Below are 25,803 nucleotides of genomic sequence, written 5' to 3' on the forward strand. Positions count from 1 at the left end.
CCTCCCAGTCTCATTTCCGCCGCTGCGTGACCTGCACCACAGCGCACGGGAGCCATCCTAGCCCTGCACTCCCGATGCCCGGCCAGAGCCCGAGTCAATCTTCCGCACCGTCCCGCACGAGCAGGCCCTCGCTGTCCGCAATGGCAGACAGGGCGAGCTCCCGGTAGCCCACCGAGTCGAACAGCACCGTGATCCGGTCCGGTTCCACTCCCATGACCAGGCCCGGACCCCAGTCGCGATGACGTACCGGGTCCTGCATCGACCATCCGTGCGGCGTCGCGTCCTCGCGCTCCAAGGCCTGCTCGCGGCTGCCTGCCTCTTCACAGCGGTCGCAGTTGCCGCACCACGGAGGCGCCTCCTCGCCGAAGTAGTTCAGGAGCCACTGCCGGCGGCACAGCTCGGTCTCCGCGTACCCACGGGCCATCTCCACGCGCGAGGCGTCCACCCGCCGTCGTGCCTCCTCTTCCTTCGCGGCGCGCCCGACGGCGTCGGCACGCCCCGCGCCGTGGGCCGCCTGGAAGCCCCGACGGCCCGCGCGGACCGACCCGCTCGCCTCGAGGAGGGCGAGCGCACGGGCCTGGGCCCGGGCGCTCAGTCCCGTCTCGCCGCGGAGGGCAGCGGGACGCACGGGTCCCGCTGCGCTCACGGCCTCGAAGACGGCGGCCAGCTGCTCCTCGGGTACCGATCCCCCCGCGAAGAAGCGCTGGAGGCCGAGGTCCTCTGACCGGTAGTGGAGGACGGCGAGCGCCGGGTCCCCGTCGCGCCCGGCCCGGCCGATCTCCTGGTAGTAGCTGTCGAGGGAGTCGGGGATGTGCGCGTGGACCACGAGCCGCACGTCCGGCTTGTCGATTCCCATGCCGAAGGCGGTCGTGGCCACGACGACGTCGAGCTCGTTGGCGAGGAAGCGCGCGTGGACATCGGACCGTTCTGATGCCCTGCGGCCTGCGTGGTAGGCCGCGGCACGCAGCCCACGCTCCGTGAGGGCATCCGCGTAGTCCTCGGTTGCCCGGCGCGTGGCGGTGTATACGAGCGCAGGGCCTCCGAGCTCGGCGACCTCGTCCAGGACGGCGGCACGCTTCTCGGCCTCGGCCGCGTGCCGCGCGACGCGGAGGGCGAGATTGGGCCGGTCGAAGCTCTGCACCACCACGAGCGGGTCCACCAGGCCGAGCCGCTCGACGATCTCCGCCCGCGTGTGCGGGGACGCGGTGGCCGTGAGGGCCACGGTCGTCGGGTGGCCGAGCCGGTCCACCACTCCCCCGAGGACGAGGTAGTCGGGGCGGAAGTCGTGTCCCCACGCCGAGATGCAGTGGGCCTCGTCCACGACGAAGAGGGACGGCCGCAGTCCTGGGAGCCGGGAGATGACGTCCTCACGGACGAGCTGCTCGGGAGCGAGGAACACGAACGTGGCGTCCCCGTCCTCGAGGGCCTGCCAGGCGCGACGTTCTGCCCGGGCCCCGACCGACGAGTTCAGCGCGACTGCCCGCCCTGGTCCGAGGATCCCGTTGAGCGCGTCCACCTGGTCGCGCTGGAGGGCGATGAGGGGGCTGACGACGACGGTGACCCCGCCCAGCGCCGCCCCCAGGACTTGGTACACCGCCGACTTGCCGTGCCCGGTGGGCATCACCGCCAGCACGTCGCGGCCAGCGGCGGCGGCCTGGACGGCCTCGAACTGGCCCTCGCGCCACTCGTCGAATCCGAAGCGCTCGACCGCAATCCGGCGGAGCTCATCCTCAGGGGGAGACTGGATCTGTGTCATCGCCCCTTCGCCTACCCGCCGCCTCCCCAGGGGAAACGCCGGTCGGTGCGGGACGCTGTTGTCGGCGGCCGCCAACTGTGGCCGGGCTGCCTGGTGGGGCGCCGACAAAATAGAGCCCGTGCACGGTGCGTAGCCTGTCAGGGAGACCGCTAGAGGCGGCAGCAGAGGAGGAACCATGGCACGCATCGAGATCGACGGCGTGTCCGTCGCCGTCCCCGTCGACGAACCCGTGGGCGGTTCTGCGGCGCCGGCCTCGAAGGTGCTGCTCGATCGCCTCGGCGCGTCGCTCACCGAGCCGCGCATCGCCGTCGTGGGCGCCAACGGATCCGGGAAGTCCACGCTCCTGCGGCTGCTCAACGGGCTCGTAGAGCCCTCGTCGGGCAGCGTCCGGATCGACGGTCTGGACACGGTGCGCGATGGGCGCGCGGTGCGCCGGCGCGTCGGGTTCGTGTTCACGGATCCGCTCTCCCAGCTGGTCATGCCGACAGGACGTGAGGACGTAGAGCTCTCCCTGCGCCGCACGCACCGGGACCGGGCGGAGCGGGCAGCCGCTGCCCAGGCGGTCCTCGACAGGTTCGGCCTGGGGGCGCTCGCCGACCAGAGCGTGTACGAGCTCTCCGGCGGTGAGCGGCAGCTCATGGCGCTCGCGGCCGTGCTCGCCGTCGGGCCCGAGGTCCTCGTCCTCGACGAGCCGTCCACCCTCCTCGACCTGCGCAACCGCGAGCTCCTGCGCCGCACCCTCGCGGGACTCGACCAGCAGGTCATCCTGTCCACCCACGACCTCGAGCTCGCGCTCGACGCGGACCGGGTCCTCGTCATCGAGGGCGGCCGGATCGCGTACGACGGCACGCCGTCGGAGTCGGTCGCCTTCTACCGCGCCCTGTGCGCCGCGCCGGTCGGAACCCTACGCCAGCTCGGGACCGCACGCCAGCGCACGACGGCGGGCGGCTGCTGATGCGCGGCCGCGCGGCCGGAGGTCTGCTCGCCGGCTATGTGCCGGGCGATTCGTGGCTGCACCGGAGGCCCTTGGCCGCGAAGTTCCTCGGGGCCGTGGCGGGGGGCGCTGCGAGCTTCGTGCTCCTTGACTGGCGGGTGTCCGTGGGCGTTCTGGGCCTCGCGGTGGCGGCGTGGCTCTCGGCGCGGCTCGGGCTGCGGCGCCTCATCGCGTCCTGGAAGCTCGTGCTGCCGATCGCGCTCGTCCTCTTCGCGTTCCAGTGGTGGCAGCAGGGGCCCGAGACGGCGACCCGGATCGTCGCGAATCTCCTGCTGTGCTTCGTCGCTGCCGGGATCCTCACGGCGACCGTGCCGCTCGAGCGCCTGCTCGACGCCGTCGCCTCCCTCGCGCGCCCGTTCCGGCGTTTCGGGGCGGACCCGGAGCGGTTCGCGCTCGCCATCGCGATCATGCTGCGGAGCATTCCGGTGCTCGCCGGGGCCTTCGCCGACGTCGGCGATGCGGCCCGCGCGCGCGGGCTCGAGCGGAGCGTGCGGGCCCGGACCGTCCCGGTGGTGCTCTCGGCCGTGGCCTATGCGCGGCGCACGGGAGACGCCCTCGCGGCAAGGGGCCTCGGCGACGACTGACGCCTCAGGCCGCGCCGACCGTCAGGCAGAGGGTCTAGCGCACCACCGTCCGGTGGCCGGCGTCCAGCCGATGGGTCCATCCACGCGAGTCGAGGTGTTCGAGCAGCGGGATGGCGACCCGGCGGGTGGTGCCGAGCGACTGGCGTGCCTGGCTCGTGGTGAACGGCTGCTCGAGGCCGGCCAGGATGCGCATCGCGAGAGCCGGCGCACTCGGGAGGAGCACGACCCCGTCGCGCAGCCGCAGCACGCGCCCCACCCGTTCGGCGGCGGCCAGCTCCCGGGCCCCGAGGCGCAGCGCTGCCAGCTCGTCGGCCTCGGGCGCTTGGAAGGGAGAGGCCGTGAGCCGTCGCTCCAGCTCCGCAATCGCGGACTCGGCGGCTCCGAGACTGCCGTGGGCGCCAGGGAGCCGGATGTGGCCGCCCTCCTGGTCCAGGCCTGCGCCGCGGACGACGTGCGCCACGAGGCGTTTATCCGGGAGCGCGAGCAGGTCCCGGACGGCCCCCATCGACAGGCCCGGCGCCAAGGGGTCCCGCTCCGCGAGGGCCTCGAGTGCGGCGCGCAGCCGCTGCTGCCACGCCTCGAGGACAGGAGCGTGCACCCACCACTCTCCCAGCACCCTGACGCCTTGGGGCGGGGCGGGATCCTTGCCGGCGACGAGCCCCAATCGCCTCAGATGCTGCTCCTGGACCGCACCACGGGAGGCCACTTCGCCCGCGACGTCGCCTGCGGGGTCCATGGAGGCCAGGCGTTCCGCCCAGCGGGCGCCGTCTCCGCGCCGTCGTAGGACCGGCGGATCGGCGTCGAGGACCCGTGCCCCGCCCAGGACGGACCGGCTCCCCGGGTCCCGCAGCACGAGACGGTCTCCGAGGACGAGGGGCAGGTGACGCTCGAGGACAAGTCGCGCATGGTCGGTGCCGAAGGGACGCAGCCGCGCCGCGACGGAGGCTGTGCCGACGTGCACGACGATACGCTCCGGGACCTCGGTGTACAGGGCGCCGGTGGTCCTGCGGATGCCGAGCAGGCCCGTGGACGGCCAGGCATCGGGCGTGACGAGGGCGTCCCCACGGCGGACGTCGGCGGCTGGGACGTCACGGAGATTCAGGGCTACCCGGCTGACCGGTCCCACTGACGGGTACGCGGAGTCACGGCTTTCCAGGCCACGGACCGCCACGCGCCGGGGATCGCCGTGCCCGACCAGCTGGAGCACGTCACCCTGCACGAGGGTTCCGGCACCGAGCGTGCCGGTCACCACCGTTCCCGAGCCGGTGATGGTGAACGACCGGTCTACCCAGAGCCGCACCCGGCCGGAGGTGATGGGATCCGGCACGCCGGCCAGGACGGCGTCGAGCGTGTCGCGGAATTCCGCCAGGCCGGTGCCTTCGGTGGCGGACACGGCAACGGCGGGCGCGTCGCGCAGGCCCGTCCCGGCCAGCTCCCTGCGGGCCTGGGCGAGCACCTCGGCCACCCGCTGGGCGGACGCCCGGTCGGCTCGGCTGAGCACCACGACGCCGTGCTCGATGCCCAACGCGGCGACCGCGTCGCGGTGGTCGCCGGACTGTGCCTGCCACCCCTCGTCGGCGGCGACGACGAAGCAGACGACGGGGGCCGGTCCGATTCCCGCGAGCATGTTGCCGAGGAAGCGCTCGTGGCCCGGAACGTCGACGAAGGCGACCTCCTGCCCGGACGCCAGCGTGGTCCAGGCGTAGCCCAGGTCGATGGTGAGGCCGCGGCGCCGTTCCTCCTCCCACCGGTCGGGCTCCATGCCGGTCAGGGCGCGCACGAGCGTGCTCTTGCCGGAATCGACGTGCCCGGCGGTTGCCACGACGTGCATCGCCTCAGCCCGCCCTGCCTGCCGGCGCGTCGTCGAGGGCCGCGAGCGCCTGGCGCACTGCGGCGAGGACGCGCTCGTCGTCCTCTTCCGGCACGCAGCGGAGATCGACCAGGCACGAGCCGTCGTGGACGCGCGGCAGCACGGCCGGCTCGCCCGTGCGCAGGAGGACCGCGAGTCCTTCGGGGAGGCGGAGCGCCCACCCGGCCAGCGGGACACCGGGGGCACCGCCGCCACCCACCCTGCCGTCATGCGGTACGAGGGGCACGCCGAGGGCTTGGGCCAGCGCCTCCGTCCGGCGCCGCAGGTCACGCCCGTCCGCGTGCAGCGAGCGGACGACCGGCGGCGGATCGCCGGCCACGGTCGCCTCGAGGGCGGCAAGGGCGAGCTTGTCGGCCCGGACGGCACGCGCGAGCGGGTGGCGGGCGAGCCGCGCGATGATCTCCCGGCGCCCGAGCAGCAGACCCGCTTGGGGACCGCCCAGGAGCTTGTCGCCGCTGGCGATGACGACGTCGGCCCCGTCGGCCAGTGCCGTCGCCGCGTCGGGTTCGTGCGGCAGGCACGGGTCGGGGGCGAGCAGCCCGCTGCCGAGGTCCGCGACGAGCGGCGCGCCGTTCGCGGCCGCCAAGGAGCTCAGCTCCCGCAGCGGTACCGCGGAGGTGAATCCCTCCACCCGGAAATTGCTCGGATGGACCTTGAGCACGCAGCCCGTCTCGGGGCTCAGGGCGTCGGCGTAGTCGTGCAGGTGGGTCCGGTTGGTCGCGCCCACCTCGTGGAGCACGGCCCCGGTGGACTCGATCAGGTCGGGCAGGCGGAAGCCAGCCCCGATCTCGACGAGTTCCCCGCGGCTGACCACGACCTCCCGGCCGGCCGCGAGGGCTGTGGTGGCGAGGACCAGCGCAGCGGCGCCGTTGTTGACCACGAGCGCATCCTCGGCGGCGGGACACGCGGCCAGCAGGGCCGCACGGGCGCCGGCGCCGCGCCGGGAGCGGGTGCCCTCGGCCAGGTCCAGCTCCACGTCGACGTAGCCGCTGGCGGCCAGGAGAGCGTCAATCGCCTGAGCGGACAGGGGGGCGCGGCCGAGGTTGGTGTGGACGACGACGCCCGTGGCGTTCAGCACGGGCCGCAGGGTCGTCGCCCGGCGCGCGGCGAGGGCGGCCACCACGGACTGCCCCACGCGGCCCGGCTCCAGCTCACCGCGCCGAGCCTGCTCCTGGGCCTTCCGGATGACGTCGCGGATGACCCGCTCGCTCAGCCGCTTCCGGGCCTCGTGCACGGCCGGCAGGGCCAGCAGATCGTTGGTACGCGGAATCAGGCGGCGAGGGTCGACGTCGTCCACATCTCCTCCTCAGGGCACGGCATCGGCGGCCGGCGATTGGCGGTGGCGGACGGGAATCGAACCCGCCAGACCGAGATGCTCGGTCTCACCGGTTTTGAAGACCGGGGGGCCCACCAGGACCCGGACGCCACCGGAGCCCAATGTAGCAGGCACGTGGAGGGTAGGCTGGCCGGGTGAATGAGGCCCGGACGTCACTTCCGCAACGCGACGACGGCGCGGTCGGCGCGCCCCGACTGACCGGGTACGCCCACGGCGGGGGATGCGCCTGCAAGATCCCTCCCGGCGAACTCGAAGACGCGGTTCGGGGGCTCGTGGGCCAGCCGGGTGCCGACGTGCTGGTGGGCCTGGACAGCGGGGACGATGCGGCAGCGGTCCTCGTGCGCGAGGACCTCGCGGTCCTCTCCACGGCGGACTTCTTCACCCCCGTCGTCGACGACGCCTACGACTGGGGGCGGATCGCCGCCGCCAACGCGCTCTCGGACATCTACGCGATGGGCGGACGCCCCATCATGGCGGTCAACCTCGTGGGCTGGCCCCGCGAGGTACTCCCGACGGAGCTGATGACCGAGGTACTCCGCGGCGGCCTGAGCATCGCCTCCGAGGCGGCCTGCCCGGTGATCGGGGGGCATTCCATCGACGATCCCGAGCCGAAGTACGGAATGGCGGTCACCGGCGTGGCCCATCCCGACGTGCTGCTGCGCAACGACGCCGCGCGCCCGGGGCTGCCGATCACGCTCACCAAGCCGATCGGCGTCGGACTCCTGAACAACCGCCACAAGCGGACCGGCGAAGTGTTCCCGGAGGCGGTGGCGACGATGACGCGCCTCAACCGCGACGCCGCCGAGGCCGCGGTGGCCGCGGGCGTGCGTGCAGCGACGGACGTGACGGGGTTCGGCCTCCTCGGGCACCTGTACAAGATGTGCCGCGCGTCCGGGGTCGGCGCGGTGATCGACCTCGCGTCGGTGCCGCTCATCGAGGGCGTCCGGGAGGCGCTGCAGGCCGGCTTCGTCTCTGGCGGGACCCGGCGCAACCTCGATTGGGTGCGGCCGCACGTCCATGCCGGACCACGGGTCTCTGAGGACGATCTGCTCCTCCTCGCGGACGCGCAGACCTCCGGGGGGCTGCTCGTCGTCGGCGAGGTGCCGGGGTACCCGGTGATCGGCCACACCGTGGCCGCCGAGGGCATCGAGATCCGCTAGGACACCGCCGGCACCAGTCAGCGCGCTGTCTCAGCGCGCGGTCGTGATCGAATCGTCGGTGACCCCTGCCGAGCGGCGGGCGGCCAGTCGGCGCTTCTGCGGTTCGATGGTGTAGCGCGGGTCCTCGGCTGAGGAGAGGCCAGCCTCGAGGAACCCGAACCGGGTGAGCGCGGAGGCGGCCAGCAGCGCCAGGCCCGACGCCGCGGCTGCCGCCCGGCTCCGTCCGGCCAGCAGCGTCCCCAGCCCGCCGGCGACCGCGAGCCGCTCGCTCCACTTCAGCATCACGCCCGCCCTGCCCCGGTGCAGGGGCTCGGCCGCCACGGGGTCCATGCGGTGCTCCATCACCCGCGTTGCCACGAGGTCGCCCGCGACGCCGAGCGCGGCGAGAGTGCGGGCAGGCCCTGCCTCGTGCACCGGAGTCGTGATCATGGCGAGCCCAGAAGCGGCGAGGGTTGCTGAGCTGACGAAGACGAAGGGCAGGTCCTCGTGCGCCGCGTTCCAGGTCGGCGTGGCGGTGTCGCCGAGCAGGACCGCGGTGTACGCCGCCAGAGGCCCGGCGAACAGCGCGGCCTCCACGCCCGCGGGCCCCTCGACGGCACGGAGCACCGGCCGCAGCGGACCCAAGGGCAGCCTGCTGCCGCTCAGGCGGTCGATCTCGGCCGCCGCCGAGACCGCCGTGCCGACGCTGAAGGCGCTGAGGATCCACGAGCCGACACTCATGGGCGAGGTGAGCTTGAAGGTCCTGAGCATATTGAGGAAACGCTCCGGCCTGCCGAGGTCCTTCACGAGGGCGGCGGCACCGAGGCCCACGGCCGCGAGGGCGCTGAGGCGGGCATTCCGGCGCAGGGCAGGGCGCCCGGTGAGCTGGCCGCCGAGGCCGAGCAGGGCGGAGCCTCCGGCGACCCCGCCGAGGAACAGGTAGGCGGCGACGTCGTCGCCCCACGGTGCTGGTTTGACGACGGGGCGCCCGTAGTACGAGGTGAACTCCGGCTCGGGCACCATCGGGATTTCCCGTGAACCGTCACCGCCGTCCCGGCGCCCGGCGTCGCGCCGGCCACCGCGCGCGCGGCGGGTCGGCTGGGGTGGCCGAAAGGTGTCGAAGTCCGAGTGGGTCACGCCCGTCCTCTCACAAAGGCCAGTGCGGCTGCGGCCACCATTCCGGCTACAGCCAGGCCGGCGCGCCTGTACATCTGCGGCAGATCCGCCGTGGGCACCCTCGGGTCCGGCGGGAGACCGTAGACCTCTGGCTCGTCGAGCAGCAGGAAGACCGATCCGGTTCCGCCGACGCCGTCGAGTTCGTTGGCGCCGTAGAGCCTCGCCTCCGTCATGCCCTGCGCGTGCAGCTGGGCGACCCTTTCCCTGGCGGTCTCCACCATGTCGTCGTGGTCGCCGAACTTGATGGACGTCGTCGGGCACGCCTTCGCGCAGGACGGCGTCTCCCCGACCACGAGCCGGTCGTAGCACAGGGTGCACTTCTGGGCGACGCCCACATTCGGGACAGCCGGGTGCTCCGCGTGTCGGTCCTCCCGCTCGGCGGCGACGGCGACCGTCCCGTCGCGGCGGCGCTCGATCACCCCGAAGGGGCACCCGGCCACGCAGGTCCCGCAGCCATTGCAGACGTCGTCCTGCACCACCACAGTGCCGAACTCGGTGCGGAACAGCGCGCCGGTAGGACAGACGTCGAGGCATCCGGCGTGGGTGCAGTGCTTGCACACGTCGGAGGACATCAGCCACCGGAAATCGGCGGTGTCCGGCGGCGTCCTGTCCGCCTCGGCAAGGTCCTGTGCCGCATCCGCCGCAGCGGCAGGAGGACCGATGCGGGGCATGCCCAGATTGACGAGTGCGCGCCCGGACTCCCGGGCCTCGACGATGCGCTCGCTGCCCTGTTCGATGAAGGCGACGTGGCGCCAGGTGCTCGCACCCAGTGCCCCCGTGTTGTCGTACGAGGACTCGAGCAGCTCGAGGTTCCCGTCCTGGGGGTTGTGGTTCCACTCCTTGCAGGCGACCTCGCACGCCTTGCATCCGATGCAGATGGAGGTGTCTGTGAAGAACCCCTTGCGCGGCTCGTGCGTCTCCCAGTGCGCATCGGCGGCGGGATCGGTCGGCCCGGACAGCTGGCCCATCTAGTCCTCCCTCCTCACGTCGTTCCCCGGGGTGCCTTCTCCGCCCGGGCCCGGATCGATGCCTTCGGCGGCGGGATCGGTGACCGTGCTGTTCCCGGTGTCCGGAGTTGCCCCCGCACGCTTCTGATACTCGGCCACAAGGGCAAGCAGCTCCGCGCCGCGGGGTCGTCGGCCCGGCCGGATGTCGCAGGAGGCGACCTTGGATTCCTGGATCTGGACGTTCGGGTCCAGGGTCACGCCCAGGAGGTCGTTGGCAGCGTCGCCGCTGACCACCGCGTTCTCCCCGACGCCCCAATGGTAGGGCAGGCCGATCTGGTGCACGGTGTGCTCGCCGACCGTCAGCGGCTTCACGCGTTCCGTGACGATCACCTTCGCTTCGATCGCAGAGCGGGCCGAGATGATCGTGGCCCACCCGTAGGGCTCGAGCCCCCGCTCGGCGGCCAGCTCCGGGGAGACCTCGCAGAACATCTCCGGCTGCAGCTCCGAGAGATACGGCAGCCAACGGCTCATGCCGCCGGCCGTGTGGTGCTCAGTGAGCCGGTAGGTGGTGAAGACGTAGGGGTAGACGTCGGCTCCGCTGGCACCGGCGCTCGGCGCGCTGAGATTGTCGGAGCGTGGGAACCGCAGCCGGGCGGGGTTCTGCTGCTGCGGATAGAGGGCGTTGGCGACGGGCGATTCCTGCGCCTCGTAGTGCGTGGGAAGGGGTCCGTCGACCAGCCCTTTGGGCGCGAACAGCCAGCCTTTGCCGTCCGCCTGCATGATGAACGGATCATCTCCGCTCAGGGCGGCCGGGCCCCCGAGGTCGGGGTCGGGCTGGCTGCCCGGCGCGCGGTCGAGCGGGAAGTCCGGCACGTCGTCGCCGACCCACCGCCCTTGCTCCGCGTCCCACCAGACGTACTTCTTCCGCTCGCTCCAGGGCCTGCCCGCAGGGTCGGCGGAGGCGCGGTTGTAGAGGATCCGACGGTTGGCGGGCCAGGCCCATCCCCATTCCGGCGCCGCGGGCCCTTGCTCGTGGCCCGGCTTGCGGTTGGCAGCGTGGTTGGTGCCTCCCGCGTACACCCCCGTGTAGATCCAGCAGCCCGCGGCCGTCGAGCCGTCGGCGCGCAACTCGGTGTAGGACGAGAGCTCCCTGCCCGCGTCCGGCCCCGAGAGGTGGCGCCCGTTGATCTCGGCAAGCACAGCCTCGGGGTCGGGATCGCCGTGCGCGTCGGTCGGGTAGTCCCAGGTGAGGTCGAGCAGGGGGCGGTCGCGTTCGTCGTCAGAGCCGGCGAGCTTCTGCCGGATGCGCTGGCCGAGTTCGTAGAAGAACTGGAGTTCGCTCTGGCACTCCCCTGGCGGTGAGATCGCCTGATGCCGCCACTGCAGCAGCCTCTGGGTCTGGGTGAACGAGCCAGCCTTCTCCACGTGGGTGGCCGCGGGGAGGAAGAACACCTCGGTCTCGATGTCCTCGGTGCGCAGTTCCCCGGACGCGATTTCCGGGCCGTCCTTCCACCACGTGGCCGACTCGATGAGGTTCAGGTCCCGCACCACAAGCCACTTCAAGTGGGACATGCCGAGGCGCTGCATCCTGCCGTGGGCGGAGCCCACCGCGGGATTCTGTCCGAGGAGGAAGTAGCCCTCGACCTCGTCATCGAGCATGGCCATGACCGTCTCGTAGGTTCCGTGGGCACCGGTCAGCCTCGGAAGGTAATCGTAGGCCCAGTCGTTCTCCGCGCTCGCGGCGTCGCCCCACCAGGCCTTCAGCAGGCTGACGGTGTAGGCGTCCGCCTCGGCCCAGTAGCCCTTCTGCTTCTTCGACGCGATCGCGTCCAGATACTCCTGGAGCGTGTCATGCCGGCCGGCACTCGGCATCGGCAGGTACCCGGGCAGCAGATTGAAGAGGGTCGGAATATCGGTCGAGCCCTGGATGCTGGCGTGGCCGCGCAGGGCCATGATTCCGCCGCCGGGACGGCCCATGTTCCCGAGGAGGAGCTGCAGGACCGCGGCTGCGCGGATGAACTGTGCCCCCAGTGTGTGCTGGGTCCAGCCCACGGCGTAGGCAAAGCACGTCGTCCGCTCGCGCCCTGAGTTCTCGGTGACGGCGCGCGCGAGGTACTCGAAGTCGGCGATGTCGATCCCGCACATGTCCCGCACCATCTCGGGCGTGTACCGCGCATAGTGCCGCTTGACGATCTGGAAGACCGTCCGCGGATCCTGCAGGGTATCGTCGCGCTGCACCTGTGCGTGCTCGAGCGGCGGCCCGCCGCTGCCCAGCGTGTGCCCGGCCGCACGGGCCGAAGCGTCGGCACCGTGCTCGGTGCCCGCACCGGGCTCATCGATCGTGCCGCCCCCGCCTTCGGCATACGCCCACGACGCCTTGTCGTACGCTCCCGTCTCGGGATCGAAGCCGGAGAAGAGGCCCCCGAGATCCTCGGCGTCGCGATAGTCCTCATGCACGAGCGTGGCGGCGTTGGTGTACGCCTTCACATACTCGGTGAACCAGAGGTCGTTCGTGATGACGTAGTTGATGAGCGCGCCCAGCAGGACGACGTCCGAGCCGGCACGAATGGGTATGTGCCGGTCAGCGACCGCGGAGGTGCGCGTGAACCTGGGGTCCACGTGGATGACCTTCGCCCCGCGGGCCTTCGCCTCCGCTACCCACTGATAGCCCACAGGGTGGCACTCGGCCATGTTCGAGCCCTGGATGACGATGCAGTCGGCATTGGCCATGTCCTGCAGTGACTGCGTGGCACCACCACGTCCAAACGAGGCTCCCAGACTGGGAACCGTGGCGGAGTGTCAAATACGGGCCTGGTTCTCGGTCTGCACCGCCCCGGCAGCCGTGAAGAGCTTCTTGATGAGGTAGTTCTCTTCGTTGTCCAGCGTCGCACCGCCCAGCGAGGCGATCCCCATCGTGCGGCGCAGCAGCCGTCCGTGCCCGTCCTGCTGCTGCCACGTCCGGCGGCGGCTCTCGATGAACCGGTCCGCCACCATGTCGATGGCCTTCTCCAGATCCAGGTGCTCCCATTCGGTGGAGCGGGGGGCGCGGTAGAGCACGCGCGTCTGGCGGCCCGGCGAGTTCACGAGCTGCTCGCTCGCGGAGCCCTTGGGGCAGAGCCGGCCGCGCGAGATGGGCGAGTCGGGATCGCCTTCGATCTGGACGACCTTCTCGTCCTTGACGTACACGCGCTGTCCACACCCCACTGCGCAGTAGGGGCAGACGCTCTGCACGACCCGGTCCGCGGTGGCCGTCCGCGGGGCGATCGCCTCCGTGCGGGGCGATGTGACCGAGGGTCCGCGGCCGAACAGGTCGCCCGTGCTCATCTGCCGGACGACTGGCCACTGGAGGAAGCTTCGCCGTGCCATGTCCGCGAGCATATCCCACGGCACGCGTGAGCAACAGGACGAGGCTGGCGAGTCGGAGGGCCGCCCCTCAGGCTCGGGCCGTTGCCGTCCTGAAGAGGGCCGCCGTCCCGAGGCCGCCCGCCGAGCTGATCATCGCCAGGACCAGCGAGCCCTCCGGCAGCGACTGTGCCCTTGCCAGAAGCCTCACGACGGACACGGCACCCGACGCCCCGTAGGCGTGGCCGAGGGCGAGCGCACCGCCGTCCGTGTTGAGCACCGCATCGAGCCTCTCCCCCACGAGCCCGAGCCGGTCGGTGCAGGCCAGGACCTGCCCGGCGAACGCCTCGTTGAACTCGACAGCCGCGAGGTCCTCGACGCCGACGCCGAGTCCTCCCAGCAGCCGTTCCGCCGCTGCGGCGGCCCCCAGGCCCAGTCGGCGCGGGTCGACTCCCACGGTCTGGGCGCCAAGGAATTCGAGCGCCGCCGAGCCGACAGGCAGCGCCAGCGCATGCACCGCCTCCCCGGTCGCCACGAGCACGGCCGCGGCACCGTCCGCGTCGAAGCACGAGTTCCCAGCCGTCACCGTGCCGCCCGACACAAACGCCGCCGGGAAGCGGGACAGGAGCTTCGCGTCGAGCCGCGCGCGGGGTCCATTGTCCTCACCCACGAGAACCCCACCGGCGGCGCGGACGGCGACCAGCTCGCCGTCGTACGCCCCCGAGGAGGCCGCGGCGAGCGCGAGCGTGTGGCTCCTCAGCGCGAGGGCATCCTGGCGCTCGCGGGTGACTCCGGCCTCCCGGGCCACGGTCTCAGCGGCAAAGCCCATGTCCGGATCGCCCGGCTCCGGTTCGCCCTCACGGAGGGGCGCGTGCTGGGCGCGGCGGTAGAACTCGAGGGAGCCGTCGGCGAGACGCCGGCCCCGGGCGGGCGCGGTGCTGATCGACTCCGCTCCCCCGGCGAGGTACGCCTCCCCGGCACCGGCCTGGGCGAGGCGGCACGCCAGCACGATCGCGTCGAGGCCGGAACCGCACTGGCGGTCCACGGTGACGCCCGGCAGCGACTCGGGCAGTCCCGCCGTCAGTGCCGCGAGCCGCGCGAGGTTCCCGCCTCCTCCCGCGGCATTGCCCACCACGACGTCGGCAAGCAGGGACTCGGGCACGCCCGAGCGGTCCACGAGCCCCCGCAGGACCGGTGCCAGGAGATCGTGGACTGCCACATCCCGCAGAGCGGTGCCCGCTCGCGCGAGGGGAGTCCGGAGTGCCGCGACGATGAGGGGACCGCGCCCGGGGAGGCCACCGGCGCTAGGCGAGGGGTGCGGCACGGCGGTCCCCCTCGAGCACCCACCGCTGGAACTCCGCGCGGGAGAGCTTGCCGCGCTCGGTGACAGGCAGCTCATCGAGATGCACGTACTGGAGCGGGCGCTTGGCCGGCGTGAGCCTGCCTTCGAGGGCAGCCCGGACCTGTGCCTGGCACAGCCCTGCGTGCGATGGCACGATCCCGGCAACCACCCGCTGCCCGCGGACATCGTCCGGGACCCCCGCCACAACAACCTCGGCCACGCCGGGCAGCATCGCGAGTGCGGCCTCGACCTCGTGGGGGTAGACGTTGTGGCCGCCGGTGTTGATCATGTCCTGGGTCCGGCCGAGCACGTGCAGTTCCCCCTGGGACAGGAAGCCCTGGTCGCGCACCGTGCACATTCCGCCGAGCCGGGTGAAGGCGCGGCCGTCGTCTCCCCACACGTAGCCGTCCGAGACGAACGGGCTTCGGACGCAGATGTTGCCGGTATCCCCTTCCTGCACGGGCGATCCGGAGTCGTCGAGGATCGCGAGCTCCACGCCCTCGAACGCGCGCCCGACGCCGGTCCCCACCTCGGCCGGCGACGCACCCGGCCTGTGGCTGCTCGCGGCGACGAAGGAGAGCTCGGAGGCGCCGTAGTACTCCCAGACCACCGCACGCGGGGCCCATCGGCGCACGGCGTCGAGCGTGCGCCGGTCCAGCTTCTGCCCGGAGCAGACGACGGCGGTCACGCCGCTCGCGTCGACATCGCCGGCGAGCCCGCGCTCGGCCAGGACACGCAGCATGGTGGGGACGAGGACGAGCCTCGTGATGCCCCGGCCGCTGATCTCCGCGTGGGCGTCGCCGACGTCGAACGACGGCAGTGTGTGGAAGGCGGCACCAGCCCACAGGCATTCGGAGAGCGTGTAGAGGTTCAGGCTCGCCGACAGCGGGCCGGGCGCGAGCACGGTGTCCTGGGGAGAGAGGCCGAAGGCGGCCGTGGAGGCCTCGAAGGACCGCGTCCACGAACGCCGCGAACGGCTGAACGCCTTGGGCACGCTCGTGGTGCCGGAGGTGAGGCCCACGAGGAAGCTCGACTCCGGGCCTCCGTCCGTCAGCTCCTCGGGATCGAGGCGGCGATCAGCGGCGGCTCCCCACCGCTGGGCGAGCCGATGCCCGACCTCGCGCGTGAGCCCGTCCGGCCATGCCGGGTCGAGCACGGCACACTCGCGCCCGCCGGCCACGCCGGCGGCCCACCGTACCGCGAAGTCCACGCCGTTGCGGGCGCTCAGGACGGCGGTCGGCTCGCCCGAGCGCGCGAGCGCCGAGGCGGCCTCGTGCAGCCCGCTCCACGTGAGCATCTCGCGGCCGCAGACGACGGCGGGCTCGTGCGGCTTCTCCGCCGCCCAGCGAGAGAGGCGGTCAAGGAAGGGCATTCCCCAAGTCTATCGGCGCGGTTCCCTCGAGGCCGGGGGCGCGTCATCGGACGCAAGCTACCCTTGGGCCATGAGTTTCAATGACGGCGCCCAGCTCGATCCGTCGCAGGTCGAGGACCGGCGCGGAAGCGGCGGCGGCGGCCTGGGGCGGGGCACGATGATCGGCGGCGGCCTGGGCGGTGCCGTCCTCGTCCTCATCCTGACCCTGCTCGGCGTCAACCCCAACATCCTCGGCGACCTCACGGGCAACGGGCAGGACTCGGCCCAGCAGCAGCCGGTAGGCGGTGCGGGAGGCACGAGCGAGTGCAAGACCGGCGCGGACGCTGCCTCCCGCCTCGACTGCCGCATCGTGGGAACGGTCAACAGCGTCAACGCCTACTGGACCGGATACTTCAACAGCAATGGCAGCAATTACACCAAGCCGCAGGCCGTGATCTTCTCCGGGCAGACCCAGACCGGCTGCGGGCCTGCCACGACCGCCGTCGGTCCGTTCTACTGCCCCACCGACACGACCGCCTACTTCGACCCCGGCTTCTTCGATGAGCTCGTGACCCGCTTCGGCTCTTCCGGAGGTCCACTCGCCCAGGAGTACGTCGTGGCGCACGAGTTCGGGCACCACGTCCAAGACCTCATCGGGACCCTCGGCTACGCCCAGCAGGATCCCCAGGGGCCGCAGTCCGGCAGCGTCCGCGTCGAGCTCCAGGCCGACTGCTTCGCGGGGATGTGGGCCCACGCGGCGAGCACCACGAAGGATCCGTCCACGGGCCAGCCGTTCCTCCAGCCCATCACGCAGAAGGACGTCCAGGACGCGCTCTCCGCCGCCGCCTCGGTGGGCGACGACCGCATCCAGAAGGCCGCCACCGGCCGCACCAACCCCGAGACCTACACGCACGGCACGAGCCAGCAGCGCCAGACGTGGTTCATGCGGGGCTTCTCGAGCGGCGACCTCAACCAGTGCAACACCCTCACGGGGAGCGTCTAGCCCCAACCAGGCTGGAACGTTCCAGGCTGGAGCACGACGGCGGCCGGCCGCCTCCCTTGAGCGGAAGGCGGCCGGCCGCCGTCGTCGGTTCTCCCGGGCGTCCGGGACCTCAGATGTTGAAGCCGAGCGCGCGCATCTGGTCGCGGCCGTCCTCGGTGATCCGCTCGGGACCCCATGGCGGCATCCACACCCAGTTGAGGCGCCACTCGTCCACGACACCGTCGAGGACCTGGCCGACCTGCTCTTCGAGGATGTCCGTGAGCGGGCATGCGGCGGTGGTGAGCGTCATGCTGATGAGCAGCGCACCGTCCTCGCCGTATTCGAGCCCATAGACGAGCCCCAGGTCCACGACATTGACGCCGAGCTCCGGGTCGATCACGTCTTTGAGACGCTCCTCGACATCCTCGAGCGCGGTCGGTGCGGGCTGGATCTCTGTCATCGCTGCCTTCCCTCTAGCGTTTCTGGTCGCCGTGGGCCCTGGATCAGGCCTGCGCGGACGCGGCGACGTAGCGGTCGTAGCCCTCGTCCTCGAGGCGGTCGGCGAGCTCGGGGCCGCCCTGCTCGGCGATCTTGCCGTCCACGAACACGTGGACGAACTGCGGCTTGATGTAGCGCAGGATCCGCGTGTAGTGGGTGATGAGCAGCGTGCCCATGTTGCCCTCGTCCTGGGCGCGGTTGACGCCCTCGGAGACGACCTTGAGCGCGTCGACGTCGAGGCCCGAGTCGGTCTCGTCGAGCACGGCGAACTTCGGCTTGAAGAGCTCGAGCTGGAGGATCTCGACGCGCTTCTTCTCGCCGCCCGAGAAGCCCTCGTTGACGTTGCGCTGGGCGAAGTCGGCGTCGATGCGCAGCTGCTCCATCGCGGCCTTGACGTCCTTGGTCCACGTGCGGATGGCCGGGGCCTTGCCGTCGATCGCGGTCTTGGCGGTGCGCAGGAAGTTCGTCATGGTCACGCCGGGGATCTCGACCGGGTACTGCATGGCCAGGAACAGCCCTGCGCGGGCGCGCTCGTCCACGCTCATCGCGAGGACGTCCTCGCCGTCGAGCGTGATGGAGCCCGAGGTGACCGTGTAGCGCGGGTGGCCCGCAATGGTCGAGGCCAGGGTGGACTTGCCGGACCCGTTCGGGCCCATGATCGCGTGCGTCTCGCCGGTCTTCACCGTGAGGGTCACGCCCTTGAGGATCTCCTTGACGCCCTGCTCGGTCTCGATCGAGACGTGAAGGTCCTTGATCTCCAGAGTCGACATGTGGTGCTCTCCTAGTGCCCGGTCCCCCGGGCGAAGTCAGAATGTGTGGAAGGTGGGGTCAGTTGTCGCCGGCGTCGAGCTCGCGCTCGACGGCCTCGGTGAGGTGCTCCTCGATGGCCGGAACGCCGATCTTCTGGATGATCTCGTTCAGGAACCCGCGCACCACGAGGCGTCGGGCCACATCCTCGGGGATGCCGCGGGCCATGAGGTAGAAAAGGTGCTCGTCGTCGAAGCGGCCGGTCGCGCTCGCGTGGCCGGCGCCCTCGATGAGACCGGTCTCGATCTCGAGGTTCGGCACGGAGTCGGCGCGGCAGCCGTCGGTGAGGACCAGGTTCTGGTTCTTCTCGTAGCTGTCGGTGCCCTCGGCCTGCTTCTGGATGAGCACATCCCCGATCCACACGGTGCGCGCGTCCTTGCCCTGCAGCGCGCCCTTGTACAGGACGTTGGAGACGCAGTTGGGCTGCGCGTGGTCCACGTACGTGCGGTGCTCGAGGTGCTGGCCGGCGTCGGCGAAGTACAGGCCGTACAGCTCGGCCTCGCCGCCGGGCGCCGCGAAGCGGGCAGTCGGCGTCATGCGCACGAGCGAGCCGCCGAGGGTCACCGCGATGTGCTTGAGGTGGGCGTCGCGTCCGATCTTCACCTGCTGGCTCGACGCGTGGATCGACGTGTCGGCCCACTCCTGCAGCGAGACGACGGTGAGGTCGGCGCCGTCCTCGAGGACGATCTCGACGTTCTCGGAAACGACGGCCTCGCCGACGTGGTTGAGCACGACGACGCCGCGCGCCCCGTGCTCGGCGACGATCACCAGATGCTGGGCTGCTGCAGCAGTGCCGGCCCCGGTGAGGGTGACCAGGATGCGCTCGTCGAGCGTGACGCCCGCGGGCACGGTCAGGACGGTCGCCTCGGCGAAATGGCTCCACGCGTTGGCGGACACGCGGTCCTCCGGGATGCCCGCGGAGCCGATGCGCCGGTCGTCACGGCCCACGGTCTCGACACGCGCCAGCTCGGGCGCCTCGACGGCGACGGCCGGGGCGGCGCCGTCGAGCGCTGCCGTGTGCAGGCCTCCGAGCCGCTTGAGGGGAGTGAAGCGCCACTCCTCCTCGGTGCCCTTGATGGCGGGAAAGTCCTCGAGGCGGTACGACGTCAGCCGGCCGGCGCGCGAGCTGTCGGGGACGCCGTAGCCGCCGCCGTGCGAGTGGGACTTGGCGGCAGCTCCCCCCAGCGGGGAGAGGGTCTGCTCGGCGGGCTCGAGCGGAGTCAGGCTCTCGCCCTCCTCCGTGAGTCCGGGGATCGCCGGGGCGCCGATGCCGTTGTTCTGGGTGCTCTTCGTGTCAGTCATCTCGGTCATCAGCCGACGGACCCTTCCATCTGCAGTTCGATCAGGCGGTTCAGTTCGAGGGCGTACTCCATGGGGAGCTCGCGCGCGATGGGCTCGATGAAGCCGCGCACGATCATGGCCATGGCCTCGTCCTCGGGCAGACCGCGGGACATGAGGTAGAAGAGCTGCTCCTCGGAGACGCGGGACACGGTGGCCTCGTGGCCGAGCACCACATCGTCCTCGCGGATGTCGATGTAGGGGTACGTGTCCGAACGGGAGATGGTGTCCACGAGCATCGCGTCGCAGCGCACAGTGTTGGCCGAGTGCTTGGCGCCCTCTCGGACCTGCACGAGGCCGCGGTACGCGGAGCGGCCGCCGCCGCGGGCCACCGACTTCGACACGATGGACGACTTGGTGTTCGGGGCGATGTGCACCATCTTGGAGCCGGTGTCCTGGTGCTGGCCCTCGCCCGCGAAGGCAATCGAGAGAGTCTCGCCCTTGGCGTGCTCGCCGACCAGGTACACAGCCGGGTACTTCATGGTGACCTTCGAGCCGATGTTGCCGTCGATCCACTCCATGGTGGCGCCCTCGTGGCAGATGGCGCGCTTGGTCACGAGGTTGTACACGTTGTTCGACCAGTTCTGGATCGTCGTGTAGCGCACGCGGGCGCCCTTCTTCACGATGATCTCGACGACTGCAGAGTGTAGCGAGTCGGACGTGTAGATCGGAGCCGTGCAGCCCTCGATGTAGTGGACGTACGAGTCCTCGTCCGCGATGATCAGCGTCCGCTCGAACTGGCCCATGTTCTCCGTGTTGATGCGGAAGTACGCCTGCAGCGGGATCTCGACGTGGACACCCTTGGGCACGTACACGAACGAGCCGCCCGACCACACGGCGGTGTTGAGCGAGGCGAACTTGTTGTCGCCCGCCGGGATCACGGTGCCGAAGTACTCCGTGAAGAACTCGGGGTGTTCCTTGAGCGCGGTGTCCGTGTCGAGGAAGATCACGCCCTGGGCCTCGAGGTCCTCGCGGATCTGGTGGTACACGACCTCGGACTCGTACTGCGCCGCGACGCCGGCCACGAGGCGGGACCGCTCGGCCTCCGGAATGCCGAGGCGCTCGTAGGTGGTGCGGATGTCCTCGGGGAGGTCCTCCCACGACTGCGCCTGCTTCTCGGTGGAGCGCACGAAGTACTTGATGTTGTCGAAGTCGATGCCCGAGAGGTCGGCGCCCCACAGGGGCATCGGCTTCCGGTCGAAGTACTTCAGACCCTTGAGGCGCAGATCGAGCATCCACGCCGGCTCGCCCTTCTTGGCGGAGATGTCGCGGACGACGTCCTCGTCGAGCCCCCGTCGGGCGTTCGCGCCGGCGTCGTTCTTGTCGGCCCACCCGTACTCGTACGTGCCGATCCCATGGAGCTCAGGGTTCTTCTCGAGGATCTCGGCGATCACCGTGGACCCGGCACCCGCCTGGTCGCCGCCCCTCGAAGTGCGGTTCTCAGCTATCTGATCCGTCATCACGGCCTCTCTTGCTGGTCGATTGTGGTCTCCAAGGCGGGGCCCACGAGCTGGGCCCGCCCAGTAGGAATGTGGGTGGTGCAGACGTGGCCGCCCTGGGCGAGCGTGGAGAGCCGCCGCACGTCCACGCCCAGGAGGCGGGAGAACGCCGCGGTCTCGCTGTCGCAGAATTCGGGGAACTCGGCGGCGAGCTGCTGGACGGGGCAGTGGCCCTGGCACAGCTGGATGCTCGCCAGGTGCGCCGGGAGCGGCGCCTTCCCCTGGACGGTGGCCGCGGACGCCACGAAGCCGTCCGCCGTGAGCGCCTCCGCCAGGGCACGCGCCTTGGCGGCGACGTCGCTGCCCGCCGCGTCCACGAGCGGACGGTAGCGTCGCTCCATGGCCGCAAAGCGCTCGTGGGCGAAGTCCTCTACTGCGCTCGCCCCGCCCAGCTCGGACAGCCGCTCGAGCGCCATGCGCGCGATGTCGAGGTAGTCGTCGCCGATGGTCGACTGGCCCCGCGAGGTCAACACGTACCGCCGGGCCGGGCGGCCGGCCCCGGTGCCTGAGGGCGCGATGCGCTTGACTTCGACGACGCCGGCCTCGGTGAGCGCGTCGAGGTGCCGGCGGACGGCGGCGGGGGTGACGTTGAGCATCTCCCCGAGCTCGGCGGCGCTCACAGGGCCGTGCTCGAGGACTGCGCTGAGGACACGGTCGCGCGTGCGGTCCTCGGCGTCGGGCCGCGGTTCAGCCTTGGCCACCTTCGCAGGGGCCACCTTCACAGAATACACAAGACAATCATGCCCTAATATCCTGCCCGCCTCCAGTAAGGAGACGCTAATCACCCTGACCCCACTACTACCCCGCGTAGAATGGGCAGGTGCTACAGACCGGTGCCCCCTGCCTCGAGATCGAGGGCCTCGTGAAGGATGTCGGGCCCATCCCCTCCCTCGACGGCCGCATGAAGCGGGTCCTCGCCGGCGTCGACCTGACCGCCAACCTCGGCGAGATCACCGTGATCCTCGGCGTGAACGGCGCGGGCAAGACCACCACGCTCGAATGCGCACAAGGCCTGCAGAAGCGGACCGAAGGCTCCGTGCGGCTGCTCGGCCGCGATCCCGAGAAGGCGGACGCCGAGCTGCGTTCGAAGGTCGGCATCATGCTCCAGGAGGGCGGGCTGCCGCCCTCGGCACGCCCCCTGGCGCTCCTGCGCCACGTGGCCGGCATGTACACCGACCCGCGGCCGGTCGACGAGCTCGCCGAGCGCCTCGGCATCCACGAGTTCGCCTCCACCACGATCCGCCGGCTCTCGGGGGGCCAGAAGCAGCGCGTGGCACTTGCCGCAGCGCTCGTCGGGCGTCCAGAGGTCGTCTTCCTCGACGAGCCCAGCGCGGGCCTCGATCCCCAGTCACGCCAGCTCGTCGTCGAACTCATCGAGGGGCTGCGCAGGGACGGGCTGGGAATCGTCCTCACCACGCACCTGCTCGACGACGCCGAGCGCCTCGCCGACGTCGTGCACATCCTCGACCACGGACGCGTCGTCACGAGCGGCACGGTGGCCGAGATCCTCGCCGAGCGCCGCGACGTCCAGACGCGGCTCACGCTCAGGGCGCAGCCTGGGCTCGACCTTGCCGAGGCCTTCGGAACACGCGCCGCGGACGGCGGCCAGCTCACCGTCAGCGAGGCGAGCGCCGGCCTCTACACGGTCGACGGCGAGCTCGCGCCGCCCGACCTCGTTGCGCTCACCTCATGGCTCGCCGCACGGGGCATCATGCCGGAGACGCTCGAGCTCGGGCGTGCGAACCTCCAGGACGTCTTCCTCGCGATCGCGGCCGAGTCGGCCACAGCAGACGCGGCGCCGCAGGCCTCCGGACGCGCCCGGACCGGGAGGGCGGCATGAGCGCAGCGACACTGACCCGCAGGGTCTGGCAGCAGGGCAGGTACGAGACGGTGACGATGCTGCGCAACGGCGAGCAGCTCACCCTCATGCTCATCCTGCCCCTCTTCGCCCTCATCGGACTCACCCTGACCCCGGTGCTCGACGGGCTCGGCCACAGCCGGATCGACGTCGCGGCCCCCGGCGTGCTCGCACTGTGCACCATGAGCGTGGGTTTCACGGGCCAGGGCATCGCCACCGGATTCGACCGCCGCTACGGCGTGCTCCGCTTCCTCTCCACCACTCCCCTAGGGCGGGGCGGACTCATTGCAGGGAAGGTGCTGGCAGTCCTCGTGGTGCTCGCCGTCCAGATCGCGGTCATCGGAGGCGTCGCGCTCACCCTCGGCTGGCATCCGGGAGTCGAGGGGAGCCTGCTCGGCATCGCGCTGCTCGCGCTGGGCGCCGCCGCCTTCACGGCACTCGGCCTCCTCATCGCCGGCACGGCCCGCCCCGAGGCCACCCTGGCTGTGACAAACCTCGTGTGGATCCTGCTCGGAGTGCTCGGCGGGATCGTCATACCCGCCCAGCGGATCCACGCACTCGCTCCCATCGTGGGGTTCCTCCCCTCCGGGGCACTCGGCGACGCCGTGCGCTCCGCCTTCCTCGACAACACCCTGAACGTCCCTGCCGCCGCGATACTCGTCCTCTGGACCGTGCTCGCCGGCGTCGCCGCCATCCGCTGGTTCCGTTGGAGCTGATCCCATGACCGATACATCCCTCACGCGGCTCTCCCGCTTCACCGCACGGCTCCCCCGCGAGGTCGACGGGCGCATCCGCGCCATGGCGATAGCCTCGCTCATCGGGCAGATCGTGCTCATCGTCACCGGAGGGGCAGTCCGCCTGACGTCGTCCGGCCTCGGCTGCCCCACCTGGCCGCGCTGCACCACGGGATCGCTCACCACGACCCCCGAGATGGGCATCCACGGCATCATCGAGTTCGGCAACCGGCTCCTCACGTTCGCCCTGACGGCGGTGGCCGTCATCATGCTCGTGATGCTGTGGAACCTCCGCAAGGAGCGCAAGGACCTGTTCTGGCTCGCGATCGGGCTCCTGCTCAGCGTCCCCGCCCAAGCGGTCATCGGCGGCATCACGGTGCTGACCCAGCTCAACCCGTGGGTCGTCGGCCTGCACTTCCTCGTGTCCATGGCCCTCGTGGTCCTCTCCATGCTGCTGGTCAACCGGGCCTACGGGCGCACCGGCCGCTTCATGGACCGCACCTACCCGCCACTGCCCAGCTCCATGGCACCCACCATGCTCGTCACCGCCGTCGCAGCAGCCGCCGCAGTGGTGCTCGGCGTCGTCGTGACCGGCGCTGGCCCCCACGCCGGCGACGCGAACGCGCCTCGGAACGGCCTCGACTGGGACCTCTTCTCCCACATCCACGCCGTCCCCGCCTACCTCGTCACGTTCGGCGCGCTCTTCGCGGTGGTCCTGACGATCGTCCGCCGGATCCCGGGCACGTTCCGCAACGGCGCGCTCGCACTGCTCGGCCTCACCGTGCTGCAGGCCGCCATCGGCATCACCCAGTACTACACGGGCATCCCGGCGCTCCTGGTCGGCACGCACATGCTGGTCTCGGCCCTCCTGATGGCCGCCGCGGTGAACGTGGCCGACGTCGCGAAGTACAGCCCAACCGCGTAGCCACCGGCGCGGGGTGCTGACCGCCACCGCCGCTGGCGCTTGCGGATCGACGGTCCTGCGGGGCCGCGGGACCGGGGACCCCCCAAGGACACGACCACAGACATGGCAGAGAAGGGCCCTGGAGCATGCTGCAGGGCCCTTCTCGTTGTGCCATGGTCACATCAGAAGACCACGGCTGAGCGGCTCAGCCGAAGAGCGGGGAGCCGACGAACGGGTCGACGGCAAGAGCGAGGAACAGCACGGTGAGGTAGCTGATCGAGCCGTGGAAGACCTTCATGGCCTTCTTGTCCTGGATCTCTTCCCGCTGCGCACGGCTGTACAGCGCGTGGGACTCGTAGAGGAACCAGCCGCCGACAGCCACGGCAGCGATGGTGTACACCCACCCGGCATGGCCGAGAGGAACCATCAGGAGGGATGCGATGACCATCGCCCACGCGTAGAGGACAACCTGGACGGACACGATCTTCGCGCCCGCCACCGCACCGAGCATCGGGACGTGGGCATTGCGGTAGTCCTCGCCGTAGCGCATGGACAGCGGCCAGTAGTGCGGGGGCGTCCACAGGAAGATGACCAGGAAGAGGATGACCGCGGGCCACCCGATGGTGTTGGTGACGGCGGACCAGGCGATGAGCACGGGGAAACAGCCTGCAGCCCCGCCCCACACGATGTTCTGGGTGGTGCGCCGCTTGAGGATCAGCGTGTAGATGACGACGTAGAAGAAGATTGCCGCCGCGCCGAGGACGGCCGAGAGCGGGTTGGCACCGAACCAGAGGATGGCCAGCGAGGCGATGCCCAGAACCCAGGAGAAGACGAGTGCCTCGCGCGGCGTGACCTCCCCGGTCACGAGCGGCCGGTTCTCGGTGCGCCGCATGAGCCTGTCGATGTCACGGTCGATGTAGCAGTTAAAGGAACCTGCGCTCCCCGCCGCGAAGGCCCCGCCCACGAGCGTGGCCAGCATCAGTCCGATCGAGGGAAAGCCGCGCTCGGCGTAGATCATGGTGGGCAGCGTGCTCACGAGCAGGAGTTCGATGATGCGCGGTTTGGTGAGGGCCACATACGCCTTGACCTTGCGGCGCAGGCCGAGCTTGGCTGGCCTGGACGGGACTGCGACGGGTGCGTCTGCTGTACTCACGGATGCGCGACTCTTCTACTCGGGATGGTCGGCCTCCGGGTGCACGGAAGCCGCCTCCATGATACCCGCGCCGGGCGCCAGGGCCCGGCCACATGGGGTGGCGGCGCGTATTCACAGTGTGGAATTTTCGGCAATGTCCTCTGCCCCTCGGGGGCGGCGTGGCTAGTATGTGAGCTGGATGCCTGGCCGTCCC

General features: G+C 71.1%; 21 protein-coding genes and 1 tRNA gene. 7 read left to right on the forward strand and 15 right to left on the reverse strand.

What is annotated here, in order from left to right; translation table 11 throughout:
- Positions 1–94: 94 nt before the first annotated feature.
- Positions 95–1,756 carry a RecQ family ATP-dependent DNA helicase gene (locus tag IE231_RS01065; protein WP_189692077.1) on the reverse strand — a complete coding sequence of 554 codons (1,662 nt, stop codon included), beginning with the start codon at positions 1,754–1,756 and terminating at the stop codon, positions 95–97.
- Between the two features lie 175 nt (positions 1,757–1,931).
- Here IE231_RS01065 and IE231_RS01070 point away from each other — a divergent pair, with 175 nt between their 5' ends.
- Entirely contained in the window at positions 1,932–2,711 is a 780-nt protein-coding gene (locus IE231_RS01070) for an energy-coupling factor ABC transporter ATP-binding protein (protein ID WP_189692078.1), read from the forward strand.
- A complete protein-coding gene (locus IE231_RS01075) occupies positions 2,711–3,334 on the forward strand; it encodes an energy-coupling factor transporter transmembrane component T family protein (protein WP_189692079.1) in 624 nt (207 codons plus the stop codon). Before IE231_RS01070 ends, IE231_RS01075 begins: the two co-directional genes overlap by 1 nt.
- A gap of 34 nt (positions 3,335–3,368) precedes the next feature.
- Here IE231_RS01075 and selB read toward each other — a convergent pair whose 3' ends face one another.
- From selB to IE231_RS01090, 3 genes are all read right to left on the reverse strand, one after another.
- A complete protein-coding gene (gene selB / locus IE231_RS01080) occupies positions 3,369–5,165 on the reverse strand; it encodes a selenocysteine-specific translation elongation factor (protein WP_189692080.1) in 1,797 nt (598 codons plus the stop codon).
- A gap of 4 nt (positions 5,166–5,169) precedes the next feature.
- Entirely contained in the window at positions 5,170–6,501 is a 1,332-nt protein-coding gene (gene selA, locus IE231_RS01085) for an L-seryl-tRNA(Sec) selenium transferase (protein ID WP_189692081.1), read from the reverse strand.
- Between the two features lie 37 nt (positions 6,502–6,538).
- Positions 6,539–6,633: transfer RNA gene (locus tag IE231_RS01090), tRNA-Sec, on the reverse strand.
- Positions 6,634–6,674: 41 nt separating this feature from the next.
- Here IE231_RS01090 and selD point away from each other — a divergent pair.
- Complete coding sequence (gene selD / locus IE231_RS01095; protein WP_189692082.1) at positions 6,675–7,700, forward strand: selenide, water dikinase SelD; 1,026 nt, start codon at positions 6,675–6,677, stop codon at positions 7,698–7,700.
- A 30-nt stretch (positions 7,701–7,730) separates the two neighbouring features.
- Here selD and nrfD read toward each other — a convergent pair whose 3' ends face one another.
- The 5 genes from nrfD to IE231_RS01120 all read right to left on the reverse strand — a co-directional run bounded on the left by nrfD (position 7,731) and on the right by IE231_RS01120 (position 15,858).
- Positions 7,731–8,816 carry an NrfD/PsrC family molybdoenzyme membrane anchor subunit gene (gene nrfD / locus IE231_RS01100; RefSeq protein WP_189692083.1) on the reverse strand — a complete coding sequence of 362 codons (1,086 nt, stop codon included), beginning with the start codon at positions 8,814–8,816 and terminating at the stop codon, positions 7,731–7,733.
- Positions 8,813–9,823, reverse strand: coding sequence for a 4Fe-4S dicluster domain-containing protein (locus IE231_RS01105; RefSeq protein WP_189692084.1), 1,011 nt, complete (start codon positions 9,821–9,823; stop codon positions 8,813–8,815). The genes nrfD and IE231_RS01105 overlap by 4 nt, the downstream gene beginning before the upstream one ends.
- Positions 9,824–13,168: a formate dehydrogenase gene (gene fdh / locus IE231_RS01110; protein ID WP_189692085.1), complete on the reverse strand. Its 3,345-nt coding sequence runs from the start codon at positions 13,166–13,168 to the stop codon at positions 9,824–9,826.
- Between the two features lie 67 nt (positions 13,169–13,235).
- Entirely contained in the window at positions 13,236–14,468 is a 1,233-nt protein-coding gene (locus tag IE231_RS01115; RefSeq protein WP_229866414.1) for a thiolase family protein, read from the reverse strand.
- Positions 14,449–15,858 carry a class I adenylate-forming enzyme family protein gene (locus IE231_RS01120; protein WP_189692087.1) on the reverse strand — a complete coding sequence of 470 codons (1,410 nt, stop codon included), beginning with the start codon at positions 15,856–15,858 and terminating at the stop codon, positions 14,449–14,451. Before IE231_RS01120 ends, IE231_RS01115 begins: the two co-directional genes overlap by 20 nt.
- A 70-nt stretch (positions 15,859–15,928) precedes the next feature.
- On the opposite strand from IE231_RS01120, the gene ypfJ reads away from it, so the two are divergent.
- Complete coding sequence (gene ypfJ, locus IE231_RS01125) at positions 15,929–16,840, forward strand: KPN_02809 family neutral zinc metallopeptidase (protein WP_189692088.1); 912 nt, start codon at positions 15,929–15,931, stop codon at positions 16,838–16,840.
- Between the two features lie 109 nt (positions 16,841–16,949).
- Here ypfJ and IE231_RS01130 read toward each other — a convergent pair whose 3' ends face one another.
- Genes IE231_RS01130 through IE231_RS01150 form a run of 5 tightly spaced genes read right to left on the reverse strand, consistent with a single transcriptional unit; the run spans position 16,950 to position 21,677 of the window.
- Complete coding sequence (locus tag IE231_RS01130) at positions 16,950–17,279, reverse strand: metal-sulfur cluster assembly factor (protein WP_189692089.1); 330 nt, start codon at positions 17,277–17,279, stop codon at positions 16,950–16,952.
- A gap of 43 nt (positions 17,280–17,322) precedes the next feature.
- Complete coding sequence (sufC, locus tag IE231_RS01135) at positions 17,323–18,087, reverse strand: Fe-S cluster assembly ATPase SufC (protein WP_189692090.1); 765 nt, start codon at positions 18,085–18,087, stop codon at positions 17,323–17,325.
- A 58-nt stretch (positions 18,088–18,145) separates the two neighbouring features.
- Complete coding sequence (sufD, locus tag IE231_RS01140) at positions 18,146–19,435, reverse strand: Fe-S cluster assembly protein SufD (protein ID WP_189692091.1); 1,290 nt, start codon at positions 19,433–19,435, stop codon at positions 18,146–18,148.
- Positions 19,435–20,922: a Fe-S cluster assembly protein SufB gene (sufB, locus tag IE231_RS01145; RefSeq protein WP_229866415.1), complete on the reverse strand. Its 1,488-nt coding sequence runs from the start codon at positions 20,920–20,922 to the stop codon at positions 19,435–19,437. Before sufB ends, sufD begins: the two co-directional genes overlap by 1 nt.
- Positions 20,922–21,677, reverse strand: coding sequence for a helix-turn-helix transcriptional regulator (locus IE231_RS01150; protein ID WP_229866416.1), 756 nt, complete (start codon positions 21,675–21,677; stop codon positions 20,922–20,924). The genes sufB and IE231_RS01150 overlap by 1 nt, the downstream gene beginning before the upstream one ends.
- 104 nt (positions 21,678–21,781) lie before the next feature.
- On the opposite strand from IE231_RS01150, the gene IE231_RS01155 reads away from it, so the two are divergent.
- From IE231_RS01155 to IE231_RS01165, 3 genes are read left to right on the forward strand one after another with little or no spacing between them, the layout of a single operon-like run.
- Positions 21,782–22,801: an ABC transporter ATP-binding protein gene (locus tag IE231_RS01155; RefSeq protein ID WP_229866417.1), complete on the forward strand. Its 1,020-nt coding sequence runs from the start codon at positions 21,782–21,784 to the stop codon at positions 22,799–22,801.
- Positions 22,798–23,535 carry an ABC transporter permease gene (locus IE231_RS01160; protein ID WP_189692093.1) on the forward strand — a complete coding sequence of 246 codons (738 nt, stop codon included), beginning with the start codon at positions 22,798–22,800 and terminating at the stop codon, positions 23,533–23,535. Before IE231_RS01155 ends, IE231_RS01160 begins: the two co-directional genes overlap by 4 nt.
- A gap of 4 nt (positions 23,536–23,539) precedes the next feature.
- Positions 23,540–24,478 carry a COX15/CtaA family protein gene (locus tag IE231_RS01165; protein WP_189692094.1) on the forward strand — a complete coding sequence of 313 codons (939 nt, stop codon included), beginning with the start codon at positions 23,540–23,542 and terminating at the stop codon, positions 24,476–24,478.
- 184 nt (positions 24,479–24,662) lie between these two features.
- On the opposite strand, the gene IE231_RS01170 is transcribed toward IE231_RS01165, so the two are convergent.
- Positions 24,663–25,610 (reverse strand): heme o synthase, encoded by a 948-nt coding sequence (locus tag IE231_RS01170; RefSeq protein WP_189692095.1) that lies wholly within the window; start codon positions 25,608–25,610, stop codon positions 24,663–24,665.
- Positions 25,611–25,803: the final 193 nt, after the last annotated feature.

The organism is Sinomonas cellulolyticus, from assembly GCF_014656475.1.
Classification (GTDB): domain Bacteria; phylum Actinomycetota; class Actinomycetes; order Actinomycetales; family Micrococcaceae; genus Sinomonas; species Sinomonas cellulolyticus.

What these genes read in the sequence shown, in the direction of transcription:
- IE231_RS01065 (WP_189692077.1), bottom strand. Translation starts at nt 1,756, where the DNA reads ATGACACAGATCCAGTCTCCCCCTGAGGATGAGCTCCGCCGGATTGCG.
- IE231_RS01070 (WP_189692078.1), top strand. Translation starts at nt 1,932, where the DNA reads ATGGCACGCATCGAGATCGACGGCGTGTCCGTCGCCGTCCCCGTCGAC.
- IE231_RS01075 (WP_189692079.1), top strand. Translation starts at nt 2,711, where the DNA reads ATGCGCGGCCGCGCGGCCGGAGGTCTGCTCGCCGGCTATGTGCCGGGC.
- selB (WP_189692080.1), bottom strand. Translation starts at nt 5,165, where the DNA reads ATGCACGTCGTGGCAACCGCCGGGCACGTCGATTCCGGCAAGAGCACG.
- IE231_RS01105 (WP_189692084.1), bottom strand. Translation starts at nt 9,823, where the DNA reads ATGGGCCAGCTGTCCGGGCCGACCGATCCCGCCGCCGATGCGCACTGG.
- IE231_RS01120 (WP_189692087.1), bottom strand. Translation starts at nt 15,858, where the DNA reads ATGCCCTTCCTTGACCGCCTCTCTCGCTGGGCGGCGGAGAAGCCGCAC.
- ypfJ (WP_189692088.1), top strand. Translation starts at nt 15,929, where the DNA reads ATGAGTTTCAATGACGGCGCCCAGCTCGATCCGTCGCAGGTCGAGGAC.
- IE231_RS01130 (WP_189692089.1), bottom strand. Translation starts at nt 17,279, where the DNA reads ATGACAGAGATCCAGCCCGCACCGACCGCGCTCGAGGATGTCGAGGAG.
- sufC (WP_189692090.1), bottom strand. Translation starts at nt 18,087, where the DNA reads ATGTCGACTCTGGAGATCAAGGACCTTCACGTCTCGATCGAGACCGAG.
- sufD (WP_189692091.1), bottom strand. Translation starts at nt 19,435, where the DNA reads ATGACCGAGATGACTGACACGAAGAGCACCCAGAACAACGGCATCGGC.
- sufB (WP_229866415.1), bottom strand. Translation starts at nt 20,922, where the DNA reads ATGACGGATCAGATAGCTGAGAACCGCACTTCGAGGGGCGGCGACCAG.
- IE231_RS01160 (WP_189692093.1), top strand. Translation starts at nt 22,798, where the DNA reads ATGAGCGCAGCGACACTGACCCGCAGGGTCTGGCAGCAGGGCAGGTAC.
- IE231_RS01165 (WP_189692094.1), top strand. Translation starts at nt 23,540, where the DNA reads ATGACCGATACATCCCTCACGCGGCTCTCCCGCTTCACCGCACGGCTC.